18 protein-coding genes are annotated in these 19,677 nt (G+C 60.0%); 3 read left to right on the top strand and 15 right to left on the bottom strand.

What is annotated here, in order from left to right; all coding sequences use genetic code 11:
• Positions 1-90 precede the first annotated feature (90 nt).
• Positions 91-1,014, top strand: a complete 924-nt coding sequence (locus AC559A_RS06855) for a manganese-dependent inorganic pyrophosphatase (protein WP_498817017.1) — start codon at positions 91-93, stop codon at positions 1,012-1,014.
• 109 nt (positions 1,015-1,123) lie between these two features.
• Here the strand turns inward: AC559A_RS06855 and AC559A_RS06860 are convergent, their stop codons facing one another.
• The 6 genes from AC559A_RS06860 to AC559A_RS06885 all read right to left on the bottom strand — a co-directional run bounded on the left by AC559A_RS06860 (position 1,124) and on the right by AC559A_RS06885 (position 4,725).
• The gene (locus AC559A_RS06860; protein ID WP_051434542.1) at positions 1,124-1,405 is read right to left on the bottom strand and encodes a ComEA family DNA-binding protein; all 282 of its coding nucleotides are present in this window, start codon (positions 1,403-1,405) and stop codon (positions 1,124-1,126) included.
• Between the two features lie 278 nt (positions 1,406-1,683).
• Positions 1,684-1,881 carry a heavy-metal-associated domain-containing protein gene (locus tag AC559A_RS06865; RefSeq protein ID WP_498817019.1) on the bottom strand — a complete coding sequence of 66 codons (198 nt, stop codon included), beginning with the start codon at positions 1,879-1,881 and terminating at the stop codon, positions 1,684-1,686.
• Positions 1,878-2,642: a 1-(5-phosphoribosyl)-5-[(5-phosphoribosylamino)methylideneamino]imidazole-4-carboxamide isomerase gene (hisA, locus tag AC559A_RS06870; RefSeq protein ID WP_498817021.1), complete on the bottom strand. Its 765-nt coding sequence runs from the start codon at positions 2,640-2,642 to the stop codon at positions 1,878-1,880. Before hisA ends, AC559A_RS06865 begins: the two co-directional genes overlap by 4 nt.
• A complete protein-coding gene (locus tag AC559A_RS06875) occupies positions 2,639-3,289 on the bottom strand; it encodes a hypothetical protein (RefSeq protein ID WP_498817023.1) in 651 nt (216 codons plus the stop codon). The genes hisA and AC559A_RS06875 overlap by 4 nt, the downstream gene beginning before the upstream one ends.
• A 1-nt stretch (position 3,290) precedes the next feature.
• Positions 3,291-3,878, bottom strand: a complete 588-nt coding sequence (hisB, locus tag AC559A_RS06880) for an imidazoleglycerol-phosphate dehydratase HisB (protein ID WP_498817025.1) — start codon at positions 3,876-3,878, stop codon at positions 3,291-3,293.
• A gap of 310 nt (positions 3,879-4,188) precedes the next feature.
• Positions 4,189-4,725, bottom strand: coding sequence for a DUF4416 family protein (locus AC559A_RS06885; protein ID WP_498817027.1), 537 nt, complete (start codon positions 4,723-4,725; stop codon positions 4,189-4,191).
• 104 nt (positions 4,726-4,829) lie between these two features.
• Between AC559A_RS06885 and AC559A_RS06890 the strand changes: the two genes are divergently transcribed.
• Together AC559A_RS06890 and vapC are read left to right on the top strand one after the other, a co-directional pair.
• Positions 4,830-5,030 carry a type II toxin-antitoxin system VapB family antitoxin gene (locus tag AC559A_RS06890; RefSeq protein ID WP_498817029.1) on the top strand — a complete coding sequence of 67 codons (201 nt, stop codon included), beginning with the start codon at positions 4,830-4,832 and terminating at the stop codon, positions 5,028-5,030.
• The gene (vapC, locus tag AC559A_RS06895) at positions 5,027-5,488 is read left to right on the top strand and encodes a type II toxin-antitoxin system VapC family toxin (protein ID WP_498817031.1); all 462 of its coding nucleotides are present in this window, start codon (positions 5,027-5,029) and stop codon (positions 5,486-5,488) included. Before AC559A_RS06890 ends, vapC begins: the two co-directional genes overlap by 4 nt.
• Before the next feature lie 37 nt (positions 5,489-5,525).
• Here vapC and AC559A_RS06900 read toward each other — a convergent pair whose 3' ends face one another.
• The 9 genes from AC559A_RS06900 to AC559A_RS06940 form a co-directional block, all read right to left on the bottom strand.
• Positions 5,526-7,505 carry a hybrid sensor histidine kinase/response regulator gene (locus AC559A_RS06900; protein WP_498817033.1) on the bottom strand — a complete coding sequence of 660 codons (1,980 nt, stop codon included), beginning with the start codon at positions 7,503-7,505 and terminating at the stop codon, positions 5,526-5,528.
• A gap of 126 nt (positions 7,506-7,631) precedes the next feature.
• Positions 7,632-9,767: a HAMP domain-containing methyl-accepting chemotaxis protein gene (locus tag AC559A_RS06905; RefSeq protein ID WP_498817035.1), complete on the bottom strand. Its 2,136-nt coding sequence runs from the start codon at positions 9,765-9,767 to the stop codon at positions 7,632-7,634.
• 332 nt (positions 9,768-10,099) lie between these two features.
• Positions 10,100-11,461, bottom strand: coding sequence for a sigma-54-dependent transcriptional regulator (locus tag AC559A_RS06910; protein WP_498817037.1), 1,362 nt, complete (start codon positions 11,459-11,461; stop codon positions 10,100-10,102).
• Between the two features lie 32 nt (positions 11,462-11,493).
• Entirely contained in the window at positions 11,494-13,059 is a 1,566-nt protein-coding gene (locus AC559A_RS06915; RefSeq protein WP_498817039.1) for a PAS domain-containing sensor histidine kinase, read from the bottom strand.
• On the bottom strand, positions 13,056-15,089 hold the full coding sequence (locus AC559A_RS06920) for an ATP-binding protein (RefSeq protein ID WP_498817041.1): 2,034 nt from the start codon (positions 15,087-15,089) through the stop codon (positions 13,056-13,058). Before AC559A_RS06920 ends, AC559A_RS06915 begins: the two co-directional genes overlap by 4 nt.
• Positions 15,090-15,247: 158 nt before the next feature.
• On the bottom strand, positions 15,248-18,196 hold the full coding sequence (locus tag AC559A_RS06925; protein WP_498817042.1) for a PAS domain S-box protein: 2,949 nt from the start codon (positions 18,194-18,196) through the stop codon (positions 15,248-15,250).
• A gap of 208 nt (positions 18,197-18,404) precedes the next feature.
• Positions 18,405-18,803, bottom strand: coding sequence for a type II toxin-antitoxin system VapC family toxin (locus tag AC559A_RS06930; RefSeq protein WP_498817044.1), 399 nt, complete (start codon positions 18,801-18,803; stop codon positions 18,405-18,407).
• Positions 18,788-19,021, bottom strand: coding sequence for a type II toxin-antitoxin system Phd/YefM family antitoxin (locus AC559A_RS06935; protein ID WP_498817046.1), 234 nt, complete (start codon positions 19,019-19,021; stop codon positions 18,788-18,790). The genes AC559A_RS06930 and AC559A_RS06935 overlap by 16 nt, the downstream gene beginning before the upstream one ends.
• Before the next feature lie 58 nt (positions 19,022-19,079).
• Positions 19,080-19,226, bottom strand: coding sequence for a hypothetical protein (locus AC559A_RS06940; RefSeq protein ID WP_498817048.1), 147 nt, complete (start codon positions 19,224-19,226; stop codon positions 19,080-19,082).
• Positions 19,227-19,677: the final 451 nt, after the last annotated feature.

The raw sequence follows: 19,677 nt of genomic DNA on the forward strand, positions 1-19,677 counted from the left end.
GATGCTTTGTGCTATTATGCACAAGCTTTTTTTGAGGATAATGATATCGGTTCCGAATCACCATGAAAATGTAACAAGAGGAGGTCATGAATGGCTGTTTATGTTGTAGGACACAAGAGTCCCGATAGCGACTCGGTTTGCGCGGCGATCGCCTTGGCCGATCTGAAGAGCAAGCTCGGCGTGGAAGCCAAGCCGGCAGCTCAGGGCGAACTCAATCCGGAAACCAAGTTCGTGCTGGACAAGTTCGGCGTCGGTGCTCCGGAAATCGTCACGGACGCCGAAGGCAAGCAGATCTTTCTGGTCGACCACTCCGATCTCGCCCAAAGCCTGGACAACCTGGGCAAGGCCGAAATTCTGGGCGTCGTGGACCACCACAAGCTGGGCGACGTCACCACCCCCAATCCCATTGAAGCCTGGATCTGGCCGGTGGGCTGCACCTGTACCGTGATCAAGGCCATGTACGATTTCCACGGCGTGGAAATTCCCAAAAACATCGCCGGAATCATGCTCTGCGCCATTGTCAGCGACACGGTCATCTTCAAGTCCGCCACCTGTACACCCAAGGACGTCGAAGCCGCGGACGCTCTGGCCAAGATCGCCGGCGTGGCCGACAGTAAGGCCCTGGGCCTGGAAATGTTCAAGGTCAAGTCCGCCGTTGAAGGCACCCCAATCCGGGAACTGGTCTTCCGGGACTACAAGGACTTCAACATGAGCGGCACCAAGGTCGGCATCGGCCAGTTGGAGGTCGTGGACCTGTCCCTGCTGGACGGCGTCAAGGACGCCCTGTACGAGGACATCCAGAAGGTCAAGGCCGAAAAGGGCAACCACAGCGTCTTCCTGCTGCTCACCGACATCATGAAGGAAGGCTCGGAAATGCTCATCGCATCGGATGATCCTTCCGTTGTCCAGAAGGCCTTCGGCAAAGCCCCCGAAGGCCACAAAGTCTGGCTGGACGGCGTGATGAGCCGTAAGAAGCAGGTCGTGCCGAACTTCGAAAAGGCTTTTGCCGGCTGATCGCGACCACGCTGAAACGCACCAAAAAGCCCGGGCAATGGATCATTGCCCGGGCTTTTTTTTCAAACCTCTCGCAGCTTGCGACGCGCGAGGCACACCGATCAAAAAATCATTCAATGGTGATGAGGTCCTTCAACTTCTCGAATGTCGCCTCTCCGATGCCGCTCACGTTCATAATGTCTTCAGGAGCTTCAAAAGGGGTCTGCTCGCGATATTCAATAATGCGCTGCGCCAGAGCGGGGCCAATTCCCGGCAATGTCTGCAACAATTCGACCGGAGCCTCATTGATGTTCACCTTGGGCTGCGCCTCGACAGTAGAAACGTTCACCGCCAGGCAAAAAACCATGGCGACGAGCCAAACGCCGAGAACGCCCTTGAAAACACGCTGCATACGTCATTACCTCCTTTGAAGATGTGAGACAAAGGGCCGTGGGCGACAATCACCCGATGACCGTTTGCATTTTTCGTTACCGACAACCAGCGAAAAATGCAACGCATGGTAACATTTTTACCCAGGAAAAATTTGTTCTCAACACCTCACCCGCTATCTGAAATCGGTATCGTAATCGCGATCGAAATCGAACGTCATGTCCAAGAAGATGGCCCAATCACGGGGTGATGCATTTTTCATTTCCGATTCCGATTCCGATTTCGATCGCCCCTGACATTTTATCCCAGGTCGTGCCCGGCCTTCTTCAGTGCCTCCCGGATGGCCTCCTTGGAAACCGGCTTGGTTTCACTAAACCGGGCCTCACCCTTGTCCAGAAAAACCTGAACATCCTGAATCCCCTCGATACCACTCAGCGCCTTGGTCACCGCATTCACGCAGTGCTGGCAGGACATGCCCGTCACCTTGATCGTCGTCATTTTGTTCCTCCTCGTGCGCTTGCGTCACTTGTTTCCCGGCCCGCGATCCAGGCCAGGGCTTCCGGGAAATCCAGGGTGCCCTCATAGATGGCCCGACCGGTGATGACCCCTTCCAGGCCTTGACCTGACAGCGGGAACAGGGTCTGGATATCTTCCAATTTGGTCACCCCGCCCGCGGCGATGACCGGGATGGCGGTGCTCCGGACCAGCTGCTCCATGGCCGGGAGGTTTACGCCGCTGTGCATCCCGTCCCGGCTGATGTCCGTATAGATGATAAAGGCCGCGCCCTGCTCTTCAAGTCGGGGCAGAACCTGATCCACGGTCAGACCGCTGTCCGCCACCCAGCCCTTGGTCTTCAGCACCCCGTCCACGGCGTCCAGGGACACGCCGATCCGTCCGGGCAAGGCCGCGCAGAGTTCCCCGAAGGCTTCCGGCTCTTCCAGGGCCATGGTGCCGATGATCAGCCGCCGGACCCCGGCTTCCAGGTAGCGTTTCGCGGTGGTCAGGTCGCGAATCCCGCCGCCAAGCTGCACCGGGATCGAGACCTCGGCGCAAATCCGCTTGATCAGTTCAAAATTTACCGGCAGACCGTCAAACGCGCCGTCCAGGTCCACCAGATGCAGCCAGGCCGCGCCCAGGTCCGCCCAGTGCCGGGCCATGGCCGCGGGGTCCGGGGAAAAGACCGTGACGTCGTCCGCCCGGCCCTGGCGCAGCCTGACGCATTGTCCGTTCTTGATATCAACGGCGGGAAAAAGAATCATAAACCCATCTCCCGCAGTCCTTCACGCAGCCCGTCGCGGACCAGTTCCTTGGCGGGCAGCCATTTTCCGCCCCGGCGAAAAAACCTGCTGGCCTGCAACAAATCCTCGCTCAACGAGCGTTGCCGCTCGTCATACTGAAACCGCCCGGCGACGAACTGGTTCTGAACATCCAGCAGGGTCAGTTCCAATACGACCATGCCCGGCTCGGTCACGCCCCACTCGCCGCCTTCACGTTCCTTCCACTCCAGCACCTGGGGAATCAGGAGATAGTCGGTCTGGACGCACCGGCCGACATCCATCCAGTAGCGCAACCCGGAAACACCGGCCTGCTCCCCTCCCATTTTGGACAGAACCAGCTCCTGGCATTGCCTGGTGCCCTCGGTCCCCAGAAAAGGACGATCCTCTTTGGCCCGCAGCAGCTCGGACAGCATGCCGTCCAGTTCTTCCAGCAAATCAGGCGACAGCGTGACCGATTTGTCCGCACGGGTGCTGGAGAGCATCTGCCACCCCTGATGGGGCTGGTGAAACCCGGCCACTCCCAACGTGGCCTGGGAGGGCAGCGGCGTCCCGGCGGGCTTGGGAGCGCATCCGGCCAGAAGCAGAATCATGCAGCACAGATACGGAATCAACGAAAAACGACTCGTCATATCAGCAACTTCCTTTGGTGCTCGGCACACCGGTACGGGTCCTGGAAACAGCCTGGCGCAGGGACATGCCTAGGGCCTTGAACGCCCCTTCCACGAGATGGTGGCCGTTGCGGCCGTAGCGATACTGAACATGCAGGTTCATCCGGGCCTCCTGGGCCAGGGACTTGAAGAACTCCCGCCAGACGTCCTTTTCCTCTCCGGCGATCAGAGCAGGCAGCGGCTCGTCGTCGTACACGAGATACGGCCTGCCCGAGAGATCCACCACGACTTCCACCAAGGCCTCGTCCATGGGAACCACCGATGAGCCCAGCCGGACGATCCCGGCCTTGTCCCCCAGGGCGTCCGAGAGGGCCTTGCCCAGGGTCAGGCCCACGTCTTCCAGGCTGTGATGCGCGTCGATATGCAGGTCCCCGGCGCAGGTCAGATTCAGGTCGAAGTCCGCCCAAAAAGCCAGGAGATGCAGCATGTGGTCGGCGAACCCGACGCCGGTCTGGATGTGGGTCGCCCCGGAACCGTCCAGGACCAGTTCCAGCTTGATGGATGTTTCCTTGGTCGTCCGCTCCGTCGCGGCTTTGCGAATCTCGTGCATATACCGTGTCCCGCCTTGCGTTTTGATGCAAAAAGGACATTTTCTCTCGGAAGACGACCGCTGTCAATGCAACCGTCGGGAACGTCCAAGACAATTTTGTTCTCGAACCACAGGCGTTCTGGGTCGGTATCGAAATAGAAATCGTGATCGAAATCGATTTCTGGTAATGTTCCGATTTCGATAGCGATTTCGACTTCGATGATTGCTGCCCCACCCTTGCGGGCTTCCCCTGAACGCCTTGCAACAAAAGTACTTGAAATTACAAATATTTCTAAAGAATAAAATCTCTTACGAGAATGTCCCGGCCCTATCACTCGGTACAAACGCCCAGCTTCACCCGGTAGCCATGGCGCAGTACGGTCAATTGGGCTTGCAGGGCCGGATCGGCGTAGTCCCGGAAGGTCCAGGGCAGGGAGCGCCACTTCCCGGCCTGAAAAATCAGGGTCAGGTCGGCGAAGACGCCCTGGCCGAGATAAATGCGGTGGGTGAAGTTCTTGCCCGTGGCCAGCACGAACCGCTCCTGGGTCAGCAGTCCCGGGTCCAGATTGAACAACCGCTTGCCGTCCCGGACATGACGCTGTTCCAGTTCATGGGCCCACAACTTGATCTCCCGCAACCGATCCTGCCCCACGACCTGGGCGAACCCGAGCAACCGACGCTCCAACGGCGCTCCGAACTCCGCCTGGTAATACGTCGTTTCCGTGAACGGCAACGGCTTCCCCACGGTTTCCAGCGGCCCGAGATACGCCTCCAGCTCGGATCGTAGGTCCGGCCAAAAAACGTCCCACCGGGCGCTGAACAGGGACAAGACCACCAGGGCCGGAAGAGGTTCTTTGGGTGTACTCACAAACTAATATCCTGTTTTCAAAACAGAAAAATTTTTTAGCCGATCAAAAACGGCATTGACACCACTCAGCGAGATGTGTGAATTTATGTGTGGAGGTGACGACCATGGCAACGAATCTTCAATTGGATGATCGCTTGATCAAGGAAGCTGTCGTGCTGGGCAACCACCGCACGAAAAAGGCTGCGGTGACCCAGGCGCTGATCGACTCTGTCCGTCACTTGCGACAGGAACAAATTCTCAACCTTTTTGGAAAAATCGACTTCGATCCCGAGTACGACCACAAACGGCAACGGACACGGACATGAGAGTCTTGGTCGACACGAGCGTCTGGTCCTTGGCATTGCGGCGCGGCGACGACCCTCAAAACCCTGAAGCGGAAGAGCTTCGGCGACTGATCGCCGCTCACGTCGCTGAAGTCATTGGTCCTGTCCGTCAAGAAATTCTTTCCGGCGTGCGGGATCAGGCGCAGTTCACCCGCCTGGAGGTACACCTTGCCGCGTTCCCTGACCTGCCGCTGCTGACTGAGGACTACGTGACGGCCGCGAAGTTCTTCAACCTGTGTCGCTCCAAGGGAATTCAGGGGTCCAACACCGACTTTCTCATCTGTGCCGCCGCCGTACGACACGGCTTGGCCATCTTCACGACCGATGGAGACTTCCCACTGTTTGCCACGTGCCTGCCTATCGTGCTGCACGAAACAGGTAAAGGCCTCGAACCACTCCCAGTGCGTCATCAACGCTCCACTCCGAAACGCGAGGCTTAACGATCCACGGCTTTTTTCCGAAAACCCGCGCGAACAATCACGCCTCCAACACTTCCCGCACCTTTTCCGCCAGTTCCGCCATCCGGTACGGCTTGCTCAGAAAGCCCTTGGCCCCGTCACTCAAGGCCTCTTGCCCTCGCATGCCCGCCGTATAGCCGCTGGCGATCAGGATTCTCACCGCTGGATCGAGCTGAAGCAGCGAGCGCAGGCATCGCCGACCGCCCATGCCGGGCATGTTCAGGTCCAGCAGGACCAAATCCACGGGTCGGCCTTCCATGCGGTGTCTTTGGTACACTTCCAGGGCTTGTTCGCCGCTTTCCGCGCTGATTACCGCGTAGCCGAAGGATTCCAGCGCTTCCTGGGTCAGTTGGCGAATCTCCGGTTCATCGTCCACGAGAAGAATCGTCTCCCCGTCCCCATGAGTGCGGTCCATGCCGGACGGAGCATTGCACGAAGCGTTGGACACGACGTCGCGGCAATCGGGCACGTCCTCCGTCAGGGCCGGCCAATACAGCTTGAACGTCGCCCCCTGGCCGGGTTCGCTGTAACACAGGACATGTCCGCCGTGGGCGGAGACGATGCCGTAGACCGAGGCCAGACCGAGGCCGGTTCCCTTGCCCGCGGGCTTGGTGGTGAAGAAGGGGTCGAACAGGTGCTTCCTGACGTCGGAAGTTATGCCGACGCCCGTGTCGGCCACGGTCATGAGGACATGGGGGCCAACGGACGACTCCGGATGCGTGCGGACGAATTCCGCGTCCAGCTCGACGTTTTCCGTTTCGATAAGAATAACGCCGCCGTCGGGCATGGCGTCCGCGGCGTTGGCGGCCAAATTCAACAGCACTTGCTCCACCTGCACCGGGTCCGCGCCGACCGGCCACAGGTTCTTGGCCAAGATAAGCCGAACGTCGATCATTCTGGGGATGGTCTGTCTCAAGACCTTGGCGACCTCCTCCACCTCATGATTCAGGTCCACCTTCCGCCTGCTGAATTCAGCCTTGCGCCCGAACAGCAGCAATTGCCGGACAAGGGCGGCCGCCCGGTCGATGGACTTGGCGACCGCCCGCAGTCGGACGGAGTCGGGATGCTCTTCGGGTCCGCCCTGGAGCAGATGCTGAACATGGCCGGCCATGATGTGCAGCAGGTTGTTGAAGTCGTGCGCCACGCCTCCGGCAAGAATGCCCAACGACTCCATCTTTTGCGCCTGGAGCAGCTGGGCCTGGAGTTTCTCGCGTTCCTGCTCGGCCGCCTTGCGCTCTGAAATATCCCGTACCGAGGCGATCACCCGGTCCTGACCGCCGATGGGAGATCGACGCAGCGCGACTTCCACGGGAAACACCGTGCCGTCTCGCCTTTTCGCCAGCCATTCGAATTGTTGCGGTGTTCCGGCCACGGCGGCCCTGATCCGTTCCTGGGCCCCAGCCTCGTCGCAAGACGCCTCGGGGGCGCTGAGATCGCCTATGTTGCCGGCCAGCACTTCTTCCTTGGACGAGTATCCGTACATTTTGAGCATGGCCTCGTTCACGTCCAGCATCCGCCCCGTCCGCGCATCGTCGATAAAGATGGCGTCCGAAGTGGCCTCGAATATCTCCCGGTAGCGCTGCTCGCTTTCCCGAAGAGCCTCCTCGGTTCGCTTGCGCTCCGTGATGTCCAAGGTGAAGCCATGGTATTGAAGGACGTTGCCGTGCTCGTCCCGCACGGCCCGGACATTTATGGAGACCCAGAACGGCGAACCGTCGCGGCGTTTCCGAAGACACTCGTGGTTCACGATCTCATCGCGTGAGCGCACCAACTCCAAGAACGCCATCTTGTCCGCCGGGTCGAAATAAATCCACGACGCGATATCCGTAGCCGACTCGACCATCTCTTCGGGGGAGTCGTATCCGTACATCCGGGCCATGGCCGGATTGACCGAGATGAAGCGCCCATCCGGATTGGAGGAAAAAATGCCGATGGGAGCGTTGGAGAACAAAGCCTCCAAGTCGTCGCGGCAAAAAATTTCAGACGATCGGCAGGACATGGCCAGCTCCTGATTCAAATAGGGATCGCACGGCGACAGGACGGGAGTGATCGCGGCGCCAAGGTGACCCGGAAAAAAATAAGCGCCCAAGAAATACTCTTTCTTGGGCGCTTGCTCAACCTTCGGTTATGACTGCATTTGTCGTATCAATCCTTGCAGGTTCTGGGCTTGTTTGGCCAGGTCCGAGACGGCTTGAGCGGATTGGAGCATGACCTCCGCGGTTTCCGCGGCAATGGAGTTGATTTCCTCCACGCCGCGGTTGATTTCCTCGCTGGCAGAGGACTGTTCCTCCGCGGCCGTGGCGATGGAGCGGACCTGATCCGAGGATTCGATGACCAATTGGACGATTTCCTCCAAGGCCTTGCCGGAGTGTTCCGCCAGGGTCGTGGCCTGGTCCACGGCCTGGGCCGCGTCTTCCATCCCTTGGATGTTCTTACGGGTGTCCGCCTGAATGGCCTCGATGGACTGCCCCACCTCCTGGGTGGCGTTCATGGTTTTCTCGGCCAGCTTGCGCACCTCGTCGGCCACCACCGCGAACCCCCGACCCGCGTCTCCGGCCCGGGCCGCCTCAATGGCCGCATTCAGAGCCAACAGGTTGGTCTGGTCCGCGATGTCCTCGATCACGTCCATGACCCGTCCGATCTGCTCGGCCTTTTCTCCGAGAGCGCCCAGATCGGTCTTGACCCGCATGGCCCTGTTCTGAACCTCGACAATGGACTGAACCAGCTCCCGCACGGTGCCGGCCCCGGCGTCGGCCTGTTTGCGGGCCTGATCCGAAGCCTCGGCTGCGTTGGAGGCGTTCCTGGCCACTTCCAGCACCGTGGCGTTCATCTCCTCCATGGCCGTGGCCGTCTCGCCGACCCGCTCCCGCTGTTGGTCCGATCCCCGGCTGGCCTGCTCCACCTGGGCGGCGAGCTGTTCCGCAGCCGAAGAAACCTGATCCGAAATCTGGTTGGACTTCCCGGCTACATCCCTCATGGTATCCAGAAGCTCCTTGACCTGTTCCTCCTGTTCCTTGGCCTCGGCCATGGCCTGGTTGGCCAGCCGCGACTGCTCCGCGGCCTCCTCGCTTCGGACGTCCGCCTCGGCGATCTTGGCCTTGAGGTTGGCGACCATGGTCCGCAGGGCGTCGGCCAGGGTGCCGATTTCATCCTTCTGGTGGATGTCCAGTTTCTCGTCCAGCCTGCCCTGGGCCACGACCCGAGCAAAGTCTGCGGTCTTGTTCACCGGTCCGGAGATGACCAGGGTCAATCCGATCCCCAGCACCAGTGCCAGAACGACCCCGACGCCGGTCCCCAGGAAGGCGATGTTCCGGGCTTCCCGTGCATCGGCAACGGCTTGCTGCCTGGTCTGATCCGCAACCTGGGTGTTGATGGCCAACACCCGGCCCAAGGCCGCCTGGGCCGCGACCTGATGTTCGTAGGCCACGGTCATGAGCTGATAATTCATGGACTCCAACACGGCCTCGGCCATGCGGGCCTCGACGACCATTCCGGCAAGGGCGTCGAGAACCTGCCGGGAGGCCGGAACCAGGACGTCGGCATGAAGAAACCGCGCTTCCGCCGTCCGGCCCGCCCGCAACAGCGCACCGATGTCGTCCACGGCCTTGAAGAAGGCGTCGTGATGCTGCGTTGCCTCGCGCATCAGTTGCCGAACCTGCTCGTTGGCCGTGGAGTATGTCCGCAGCCAGAGACCAAGACCGCTTTGCGCGGGATCACCGGCCTGCAACACGATTCCGCCTTCTTGAGCCAGGGCCATGGCAGCGTCCGCTTGCAGGGCGTTGTGCTCCGCCCTGAACCGTTCCAATTCGGCCACATAGTGATCCGGATTGAGAATGCCGGTCTGTTCCAGGGCTCTGCTTTGTTCCAGGAAACGGTCATTGGCCAACCGCCATTGATCAAGAGCGGCCACGAACTCCTGCCATTCCAGGCTCTCTTCCTCGGTCTGGGGCAGGGGCTCGAAGCGATCCCTGGCATGCTGGAAAGCCTGCCTGGCGCTGACGATATGTTCATACTGGCGCTCCCGATTCTGCTGTGAGAGTCGCGGATTGAGCAGGGTTCGGGCCGCGGCCCGCACGTCCTCCAAAGCAGTGTCCATGCGCAGCACGGTTTCCACGCTGGGCAGACGGACCTCCGCGATTTCCTCGATATGTGCGTCCATTTTCGTGATTTCCCAGTAGCCCAACAGCCCCACGGCCAGCGTGATCAGAGCCACGACGGCGAAACCGCCCACGAGTTTGACGCTCAGCTTGATGTTCTTCATCCACGTTCCTCCCTTTGATCGTGAAGCTTCGGGACTGGTAACGCCAACGGCGTTACGTCCGCTCATCACGGCATTTTGATAAAAAATGCACAAGCAAAGCAATTTTTACGCCAAACTGTAAATGAGTAGCATTGCAGCAGGATACATGGGCGAACAAACAGAAAAAAAATGGGGGGAGGGGGTAAAACGGCACTGCGCAAAACAAAAACGGAAACAATCCGAAGAGATGCGTGATCAGGCCATTTTGGCATGGCATGCCGTTTTGGCGCATGGGCGGCCCACCCTGAGAGCGCCGCTCCGGTCGTCCTGATGTAAAGAAGTCCGCGATCCGTCTATTCCACGCCGTAGCTCACCAGCTTGCGCCGCAGGGTGTTCAGGCCGATGCCCAGCACCTTGGCGGACCTGGCTTTGTTGCGGTGGTTTTCCCGGTATACGGCGAGGATGTGCTCCTGTTCCACGTCGGCCAAGATTTTGGAGTGATGTTCAAGAGAGCGAGTCGGAGCCGTCACGGCCTTGCTTCGAAGTACGGCGGGCAGGTCGGCCGGGGAGATCAACCGATTCTGGGCCGTGTTCCAGGCGGCATGGAGAATGGATCGCAATTCGCGAATATTGCCCGGATAGTCGTGGGCCAGGAGGGCGTCCATGGCCTGCCCGGAAATGCCGGAATGCGGAGAGCCGTTCGCCTTTTCGGTCAGAAAACGCTCTACCAACACGGGAATGTCTTTCTTGCGCTCCGCCAGACGCGGCAGATGCAACCGTGCGCAGTTCAGGCGGTAATAGAGATCCCGGCGAAACAGGCCCACCGCGATGCGTTCCTCCAATTCCACGTTGGTGGCGGCGACGATGCGCACGTCGACCCGTTGCGGGCGATCCGAACCGAGCTTGAAAAACTCTCCGTCCTGGAGCACGCGCAGCAGCTTGCCCTGAAAATCCAGGGGCAGGTCGCCGATCTCATCCAGGAACAGCGTGCCTCGATGGCAGGTTTCCAGCAACCCGGGACGATCCTTCACCGCCCCGGTGAACGCCCCCCGGACATGCCCGAAGAACTCGGAAACGAACAGCTCTCTGCTTACTGCGTTCATGTTCACGGGAATGAACGGTTCTTCGGCCCGCGGGCTGGCCTGATGCATGGCCCGGGCCAGAAGTTCCTTGCCCGTGCCCGTCTCTCCGGTGATCAGCACCGGAACGTCGCTGGCCGCGTGCAGTTCCGCCTCCCTGAGCAGACGGAGCATGGCCGGACAGCGGGTGATGAGGGTTTGGAAGGGAGCGGAGAGGACCGAAGCCCGTCGTCCCTTGTCCAGATTGGCGATCTTCAGCAGACGCCCGCGCTCCAGGGCCCGACGGACCGCGGCCAACAGGGCGTCGCGGGAAACCGGCTTGACCAGATAGTCGTACGCCCCGGCCTTCAGGCAGGCGACGGCGGTTTCAGCCTCGTCCAGGGCCGAAATCATGACGCACTCCACCTCCGGATGGGTCTCCTTGATCCGGCCGAGCAGCTCCAGGCCGCTCATTTCGGGCATGGAAACATCCAAAAGGACCAGATTCACGGGACACGTCGGTTCGGAGAACAACTCCAGGGCCGACTCCGGGCGAGTCCGAAGCTCGACGCTCCGCAGGCCGTCCAAGGCCAGGGATCTGCGCACGCTGTCCAGAAAATCCTGCTCATCGTCGACCACGAGAATCATCGGCTCCATGTCCTCACTCCGTTGCAAGCAATCCCGATCGGTTACAGGAAATCACCGGCTTCGTTCATACCGGTTTGTCCGGCTTCCGGAAGCACGACCCGAAACAGGCTTCCCCGACCGGGGATGCTCTCCGCCTCCAACGTCCCGCCCAGGTGTTCCACCAGCTTGCGGGAAATGTACAATCCCAGGCCGCTGCCCGACTCCTTGGTGGAAAAAAACGGCTGAAACAATCCGGCCCTGGTCCGGGGGTCCATGCCCCGCCCGTTGTCCCGCACCTCCAGGATCAGGCAGGGCGACGGGCCGGGCCCCTGAACAGCGCGAATCTTGACCCAGCGATCGGGCTTGTCCATGGCCTGAACCGCGTTGGTCAGCAGGTTGACCAGCGCCTGCTCCAGCACCCCCGGCGACGTGCGCAGCCGTTCCGGCGCCCGGTCCAGGTCCGCTTGCACGATGACGTTTTGCTTGTGCATCCAGGACGCGCACATCATCAGGGCTTTCCGAATCACCTCCCCGGGCTGGACGACCTTGATCTCCGAGACGAGACCCAACCCGTCCCCGGATAAAAACCCCTTCAGGCGGGCGACGATTTTCGTGATCCGCTCCGAACCGTGCTCCATATTTTGAAGCAGCAAGGACAAATCCTCGCGCAGATCCGGCCAGGACATGCCGCAAAGACGCAATTCCGGCCGTGTTCGGGCATGGGCGTCCACAATGGGCAGCACTTCCTCCAGATAGTCGCGGAGCACGGGGATGTTGAGCACCAAAAAATTGTTGGGATTGTTGATCTCGTGCATGAAACTCGAAACCAGCAACCCCAGGGAGGCCAATTTGTCCTTGCGGGCCAGTTGCTCCTCGGCGAACCGGATATGCGTCAAGTCCATGACCCGCAGAACCCGCCCCTGGCCTTTCAAACGACCCTGAGCCACGGGATGGACCATGAACAGTTCTATTCGCTTCGGATCGTCCCGTGTCCAGAGTTCCAGCATGGCCGGGCGCCCTTCGGAGACCAAGGCCAGGATACGGCCCTGGTGGTCAGGATTCGCGACGAGCCGGGGCAGAAACCATTCCAGCTTTTGTCCGACCACCGCACCAAAATTATTCTCACGTATTCCATGCAGCGCCGGAGTGTTCAGGAGCAGGACGCGATTATCCGCATCGAGCAAAAACAAGGGATCGGTGATGCTGTCGAGGAGGGCCAACAGCATGTCGCGGCTGCCGCGAATCTGCTTCTCAAGCTGCGTCCTGGCCGTAACGTCCCGAAAAAAAGAGACATGCCTGCCGGGCAAGTAATTGGGGACCGCGGAATACTCAATCGCCACCCGCCCGCCGTCCTTGCGCCGCAGTTCATATACCCCCCGGCTCGCGCCCCGGGCCAAAAAAGTCCGCCAATGGTCGAGCCATTCGGCTCGAAGCTCCGGCGGCGTCAAATCGCCCACGCACATGGTCAGCAATTCCTCCCGGTCATACCCCGTCAGCGCGCGGGCCGAGGGATTGGCGTCCAGGTATCGACCCTGGTCGTCCGCCACGAGGATGACGTCCGTAAAATGATCAAACAAGGCCCGAAGCTGGGACGCGTCGGCACAGGTGGAGGGATTGTCGACGGTCATGATCTCTGGGGACGCATCCCATGCGAGAGAACCAGATCGTCAGGCAGCGTGAAGGGCAGGACCACGTACACCGTGGTTCCCTCGCCCACGACGCTTTCCACGAAGGCGTGGCCTTGCAGCAGGTCCACGATCCGCTTGACGATGGCCAGCCCCAGGCCCGCGCCTTGGTGTTTGCGGGTGTAGGAGCCGTCCACCTGGACAAAGGGCCTGAACAGCCCGCCGAGCTTGTCCTCGGGAATGCCGATCCCGGTGTCCGAGACGGTGAACAATATCCGGACGTCTTCTCCCCGGACCGGAGCCAGGGGCGTCATGTCCACCCGGACCTCGCCGCGATCCGTGAACTTCAGGGCGTTGCCCATCAGATTGAACAGCACCTGCCGAATCCGGGCCTCGTCCCCGACGACCCGCGGGGGCAGGGCCGGGTCCAAGGTGCATTTCAGGTCCACGCCCTTGTCCCGGGCCTGCACCGTGAACAGCTCCATGACGGAATTTCCCAGGTCCCTGACCGAAAACTCGGCCTCATAAATCGACAGTTTCCCGGCCTCGATCATGGACAGGTCCAGAATGTCCGAAAGCAGACGGGTCAGGCGGTTGGCCGAGGTGAAGACCATTTGCACGTATTTTTGCTGATCCGCGTCCAGGGTCGTGGTCTGCAAGAGCTGCATCAGTCCCATGATGCCGTTCAAGGGCGTGCGGATTTCATGGCTCATGTTGGCCAAAAACTCACTCTTGGCCTTGTTGGCGGCCTCGGCCTGCTCCTTGGCCTGAAGCAGATCCCGTTCGGCCTGCCTGCGCTCGGTGGCGTCGCGGATGATCATGCTGGTCACGTCGCGGCCTTCGCAGTCCCGGAAAGCGGACGAACTGACCTCCGCGGGGAACCGGGAACCGTCCTTGCGGGTGAAGGTCAATTCACCCAACGCCTTCCCGTGGGCGCATCGCTGTTCCAGCAACTCCGGAAGCCGGGGGTCCGACATGTCCACCAGCCCGCGGCGGCCCGCCTGGATGATTTCCTCCTCCGTTCGCCCGAACATGGCGCACGCCGCGGGATTGGCCGCGAGAATCCCGCCCTGGGGCGTGGTCAACAGGATCGCGTCCAGGCTGTTTTCGAAAAACGCCCGGTACTTCTGCTCGCTGGCCGCAAGCTGGAGCGTCCGCAACCGGACCTGCCGCCGCAAGGCCCAGGACCACAACAGCGCGACGAGCAGCAGCACGACCAACGGCAGCAGCACCATCCCGAAATACCGCGCGAAGTCGAGAAACGAGTGCGGACCCTCTTCGTAGACCCCCATCCATTTTTCATAGATCCGACGGTATTCGTTGTTGTCCCTGAGCACCTGCAAGCCTTCGCTGAAAAGGGCCAGAAGATCGTCCCGCCCCTTGAGCACGGCATAGCAAAAACCCGCGGAAAACAACGAATGACGGCCCACGACCAGATTGTTCCAACCATCCTTTTCAATCCAGTACATCGCGGAAAGCCTGGGCAACAGGGCCACCTCGTGCCGCCCCCGGGCCAGTTCGCGCAGCACGTCCCGCAAGGAATCGACGACCGCGGCCTGGTCTTCCAGGCCATGGTCCACGACGTAATCGTGCATGATGTCGCCGCGCTGGACCACGAAGCGCATCCCGGCCAAATCGGCCAAATCCCCCGGCGGATCGACTTCGCCCTTGCGCACCACGGCCACGTAATGAATGACCGCGACCGGAGGGCTGAAATCATGGGTCGCATCCCGTCCCGGGGAGTAAAGCATGCCCTGCACCACGTCGATGTCGCCCTGAATCAGTTGTTCGCGAACCACGGGCCAGGGATCCAGACGGATTTCCAGGTCCATCTCCATCGCCTGGGCAACGGCCCGGGTCAGGTCGAGCATGAATCCGGCGGGAGCGCCGTCCTGATCAAGAAAGGCGAACGGAGGATAGTTGTCGTCGCCGCTGACGACGATGGGCCGCCCGCTCGCGATGCCGTCGTCCGGCACGGAGAACGCGAGCACGGCCAACAGGACCACCGCGACCAGCACCATAATCCGTTTCAACGCCGTTCCGGACGACCTCACGCTCGCACGGCTGATGTCATGCATAATTGACACGTTCATCGCAACCCCTGGCTTTCCGACGCGGACACGTCGATATCTTGTCGTCACCTTGCCGCCCGGACGACGGACTCACCGCCTCGTCCATCCAAATCGAAATCTCACCGCTCCAAAACCTCCCGAATCACGGCCTCCAAATCCCGCAATTGATACGGCTTACCGATAAAGCCCTTGGCGCCGGCGGACAGGGATTGTCGACCGTGCCCTTCCGATGAGTAGCCGCTGGCGATCACCACCTTGACCAGCGGGTCGACGCGCAGCAGTTCTTGCAGGCATCTGTGCCCGCCCATGCCGGGCATGTTCAGATCCAGCAGCACCAAATCGATTCCCTCGCCCTCCCGGCGGTATGTTTCCAGGGCCTCTTCCCCGCTGACCGCGCTTTTCACCTTGAACCCCAAAGCCTCCAAGGCCTCACGGGTCAATTCACGGATTTCCGGCTCGTCGTCCACCACCAGAATGGTTTCTCCCTGGCCATGGCCCGTGGCCAACGGGCTGTTCCGCTCCGTCTCCTCTTCCGGCGCATGTCCGTCCGCCGCGGGCAGGTAGATTCTGAACACGGTCCCCTGCCCTGGTTCGCTGTAGCATTGGATGTAGCCGCCGTGGCTCTTGACGATGCCGTACACCGAGGCCAGTCCCAGCCCGGTACCCTTGCCCACGGTCTTGGTGGTGTAAAAGGGATCAAAAATGTGAATCAGTGTTTCCTTGTCCATGCCGCGGCCCGTATCCATGACGGTCAACAGCACGTGGCGGCCGAGATCGGAGCCGGGATGCATCCGGACAAAGCCTTCGTCCAGAACCACATTGCCGGTTTCGATGCGAAACATTCCTCCGTCCGGCATGGCGTCCACCGAGTTGTTCGCCAGGTTGAGCAGCACCTGTTCGATCTGTACGGGATCGGCCAAGAGCGGCCAAAGCCCGGGATCAAGACGCGTTTCCACGGCGACCATCTTGGGGATGGTCCGCCGCAGCATGTCCGCCACGCCTTCCACTTCCCGGTTCAGGTCCACCGGTACCCGACATGATCCCTCCTTGCGACTGAACAGAAGCAATTGCCTGACCAACTGGGCGGCCCGCTGGATGGAATGCAGCGCGGCCTTCAGGCGGTCGACGTCAGGATGGTGGTCGGACTTGTCCGCAAGCAACAGCTCGATATTGCCGCCCATGGCCTGGAGCAGGTTGTTGAAATCGTGGGCCACGCCTCCGGCAAGAATGCCCACGGATTCCATCTTCTGCGCCTGGAACAACTGAGCCTGCATTTTTTCCCGCTCCGCCTCGGCCTGCTTGCGCTCGGAGACGTCGTAGGCCAATCCGCCCACCGCTCTCCGGCCGTCGGCCAGGATCAAGGCGAACTTGACGTCATTCAACCAGCGTTGTTCTCCTCCGATGTGAGCCAGATATTCCAGCTCGATTCTATCCTGTTCACCGGAGAGAATCCGCCTGTCCGCCTCCTCGAGCAAATCGGCGGTCGCCGGATCGAAAAGCGCCCGCGCCGAATCCCCGCCGGCTTGACCGGCCGAGACGTTCACCAATTTCGCAACCCGCCTGTTTCTGTACACATGGGCGAGACTCTCGTCCTTAATGTAAGCGTACACCGGGGTCTCATCCATGAACGCCTGAAAACGTTGCTCGCTTTGCCGCAACCGCTCCTCCACGGCATACTCCTCGGTCACGTCACGGAACACCAGCACCACGCCGGTTATCGTGCCTTGGCGGTCGCGGATGGGGGCCGCGCTGTCGGCGATCTGGTATTCCTCGCCATCCCTGGAGAGCAGCAGGGTGTGGTTGGCCAGGCCCACGATCCGGCCGGACTGAATCACTTGATGTACGGGATTTTCCATGACCTTCCGGGTCCGGGCGTCGACGATGCGAAACACTTCGTTCAACGACTTGCCTTTGGCTTCAGCCAAAGACCAGCCGCAAAGCTTTTCCGCGACCTGATTCATATTGGTCACCAGACCTCGGGCGTCCGTGGCGATCACGCCGTCGCCGATGGAATGCAGGGTGGTGGCGAGGTTCTCCTCACTGGCCTGCAGGTCCCGAGTCATCTTTTCCCGCTGGCGGATATTCCAGGCCATTTGCACGACCAGCACCAGGAGCACGGCGGAGAAGGCCGTCAGGACGCCCAGAAAAAGACGGGTCCGGGTGGACAAGGCCGCCTCGGCCAGCTTGCGCTCGGTTTCGTCAAGGATCAGGGACAGCATCACCCGGTGTCCGTTCAGCAGCACGACCTCGGCGGACCACAAGGCGTACCTGGCCTCTCCATCCTTGGTCATGAACTGGATCGGCTCGTCCTTGAAGAACCCTTGCTCCGCTATCTTGGCCACGATGCGGTCCCGGTCCGCGGGATCGGCCCAGATGCCGACCTCCTTGGAAGTCCGTCCGATCAACTCCTCCCCGGCATACCCGAGCATCTCGTTCCAGCGCTCGTTGACGTCGATGAACAGCCCGGTCTCGATATCCGAAATGACCAGCGGCGCCGGACTAGAGTGAAAGGCCTTGGCGAACCGCTCCTCGGACTGCTTGCGCTGCGTGATGTCCAACACGGTGAAGGTCACTCCGGCGGACAGGTCCTCCGGGTCCAGGGGAGTCGAGGAAAGGATGACGTCCAGGACGGCCCCGTCCTTGCGCAGCCAGCGGGTTTCCACGGACCCCGTACCCTTTTGGGAAATTTGACGATATTTTTCCCGCCCAACGTAGTCGTAGTCCTCCTGCGTGGGGTAGAGCATCCGCGCGCTTTGGCCGATCAGCTCCTCCCGGCTGTAGCCGGTCAGCTCCAAAACATAGTCGTTGACGCTGGAAATCACCCGATTTTCAACCATCCCGATGCCCGTGGGCGCGGTCTGGAGGATGGTGGCCAACAGCTGATCGGACAACGAAGGCTGGTGTTCCCATACCCCCTCGACCTCGTGGGAAAACGACGGCACGGCAAGCAGCACCAAAAACAATACCAGCAGGCATGTCCCCGGCAGCCCGGCAATCCAGCCGCTGGTTCCATGCTTGGTCTCGTCGGAACGACATCGAGTTTCAGCGCTTGAATATTTTGTGGTCATCGGAAGGGCCTTTAACCTTTCAGGATAATTACAGCTCGGATGAAGGCTTTAGCTGAGTGTTGAAAAAGTCCTTATCCGGCAGTCCGTTCAAAAACCCAAGTGCAAGGAGCAAAAAAAGTTCAAGGTCGAAGCGTATTTATTCATACGTGAGAGTTTGAACTTTTTGCAGCGACGCAGCAATTGGGAGTTTTTCAACGGACTGTTAGGCCTACCACAGGATTCGACAAGAAAATGCCGTGAGCGCCGAATCGCATGTGACAAGAGGCAAATCTTCGATTTCGCTTTGAGCGGCGAGCATACGATCGAACGGATCGCGATGTGCGGCGAGGAAATATCCGGCACGCAAAGCATGGAGGTAGGTAACCGGGAGATGCGTGAAGCCGTCAGCATCTATCAACTCCGGAAATCGCGAGACGACATCCGGAATATCCCCCAACTTACCAATTCGATGCTTCGTTGCGATTTCCCAAGCGCTTGCTGCACTGACGAAAATGCGATTATTGTTGTCGGCAATCGCACTCCTGGCTGTCGCGGAAAGCCTTGGATCGTCGGTGAACCACCACAACAAGGCGTGGGTATCGAGCAACAACCTCATGGTTTTTCCCAAGCTGTAAGCTCTTCTTCAGGCAATGGCTCGAAAAAGACATCGCCGACTCTCCCTGGCAGTCGCCCCGGTTTCCGGAAGGAAACGTCGGGCGGCAGGGAGGTCAATCGGGCATACGGTTTGCCGGCCTTGGCGAGAATGATCTCCTGCCCCGCATGTGCTTGTTCCAACAGACTTGAAAAATGGGCCTCGGCTTCCTGAACATTCACCATAATCGTCATAACTCCCCCCTCGGATATTAATCCGCTCCAGCGCTTTTTGAAGCCGCGTCTTTACCGATTAGGCCAAGTAGTCGTTCATTCCGGCTTCCAGGAACCACTCCCGATCTCCATGCATGACATGAGCGGTCCAGGCAACGATGGGAATGTGTGGGTCGCAGCGCGGCGTTCTGGACAACCCGACGAAGACCGGGAAAAACTCGCCCATGTCGCTCCTCTGAGCTCTGGATGGACGAAAAAGCGCAGGACCAAATACAGAAATCAATACGGCCTACTCGCTATCTGAAAACCCGGCCAATGACGAGCACGTAATCTGACAAACAAGTCAGGTTTCAGCAACAAGAAATCAGGCTGGGCCGCATGATCGTTTATGGTGTTTTTCCCATAATATCATACAGCGACCCTTCTTTCAGTGAATGCCTGCATAAACGGATCACCGCGAACATATGCCTTCCGGCACCTTCTTGACCCGAAAATAAGAGTTGATGTTTTTGCCTTCTCTTGCCTAAACTGACCCGGAAAAGTCCAGTTCGCCCAACGATTTCATTGGTGCTTCGGGGGCCTGCTCGAAACGACGAAAACCATGCCTTCCTACTGAGTGTCTTGATTCCGACCTGCTTCTCCCGGCATGTTTATCTCCTCTGTCCGCCAAGCGCATC

The organism is Desulfonatronum zhilinae (assembly GCF_900182865.1).
GTDB lineage: Bacteria > Desulfobacterota > Desulfovibrionia > Desulfovibrionales > Desulfonatronaceae > Desulfonatronum > Desulfonatronum lacustre.

Coding starts and splice junctions, on each gene's coding strand:
- AC559A_RS06910 (WP_498817037.1), bottom strand. CDS start 11,461: ATGGAGCCGATGATTCTCGTGGTCGACGATGAGCAGGATTTTCTGGAC.
- AC559A_RS06915 (WP_498817039.1), bottom strand. CDS start 13,059: ATGACCGTCGACAATCCCTCCACCTGTGCCGACGCGTCCCAGCTTCGG.
- AC559A_RS06905 (WP_498817035.1), bottom strand. CDS start 9,767: ATGAAGAACATCAAGCTGAGCGTCAAACTCGTGGGCGGTTTCGCCGTC.
- vapC (WP_498817031.1), top strand. CDS start 5,027: ATGAGAGTCTTGGTCGACACGAGCGTCTGGTCCTTGGCATTGCGGCGC.
- AC559A_RS06925 (WP_498817042.1), bottom strand. CDS start 18,196: ATGACCACAAAATATTCAAGCGCTGAAACTCGATGTCGTTCCGACGAG.
- AC559A_RS06935 (WP_498817046.1), bottom strand. CDS start 19,021: ATGACGATTATGGTGAATGTTCAGGAAGCCGAGGCCCATTTTTCAAGT.
- hisB (WP_498817025.1), bottom strand. CDS start 3,878: ATGCACGAGATTCGCAAAGCCGCGACGGAGCGGACGACCAAGGAAACA.
- AC559A_RS06900 (WP_498817033.1), bottom strand. CDS start 7,505: ATGTCCTGCCGATCGTCTGAAATTTTTTGCCGCGACGACTTGGAGGCT.
- hisA (WP_498817021.1), bottom strand. CDS start 2,642: ATGATTCTTTTTCCCGCCGTTGATATCAAGAACGGACAATGCGTCAGG.
- AC559A_RS06890 (WP_498817029.1), top strand. CDS start 4,830: ATGGCAACGAATCTTCAATTGGATGATCGCTTGATCAAGGAAGCTGTC.
- AC559A_RS06860 (WP_051434542.1), bottom strand. CDS start 1,405: ATGCAGCGTGTTTTCAAGGGCGTTCTCGGCGTTTGGCTCGTCGCCATG.
- AC559A_RS06940 (WP_498817048.1), bottom strand. CDS start 19,226: ATGGGCGAGTTTTTCCCGGTCTTCGTCGGGTTGTCCAGAACGCCGCGC.
- AC559A_RS06875 (WP_498817023.1), bottom strand. CDS start 3,289: ATGACGAGTCGTTTTTCGTTGATTCCGTATCTGTGCTGCATGATTCTG.
- AC559A_RS06865 (WP_498817019.1), bottom strand. CDS start 1,881: ATGACGACGATCAAGGTGACGGGCATGTCCTGCCAGCACTGCGTGAAT.
- AC559A_RS06855 (WP_498817017.1), top strand. CDS start 91: ATGGCTGTTTATGTTGTAGGACACAAGAGTCCCGATAGCGACTCGGTT.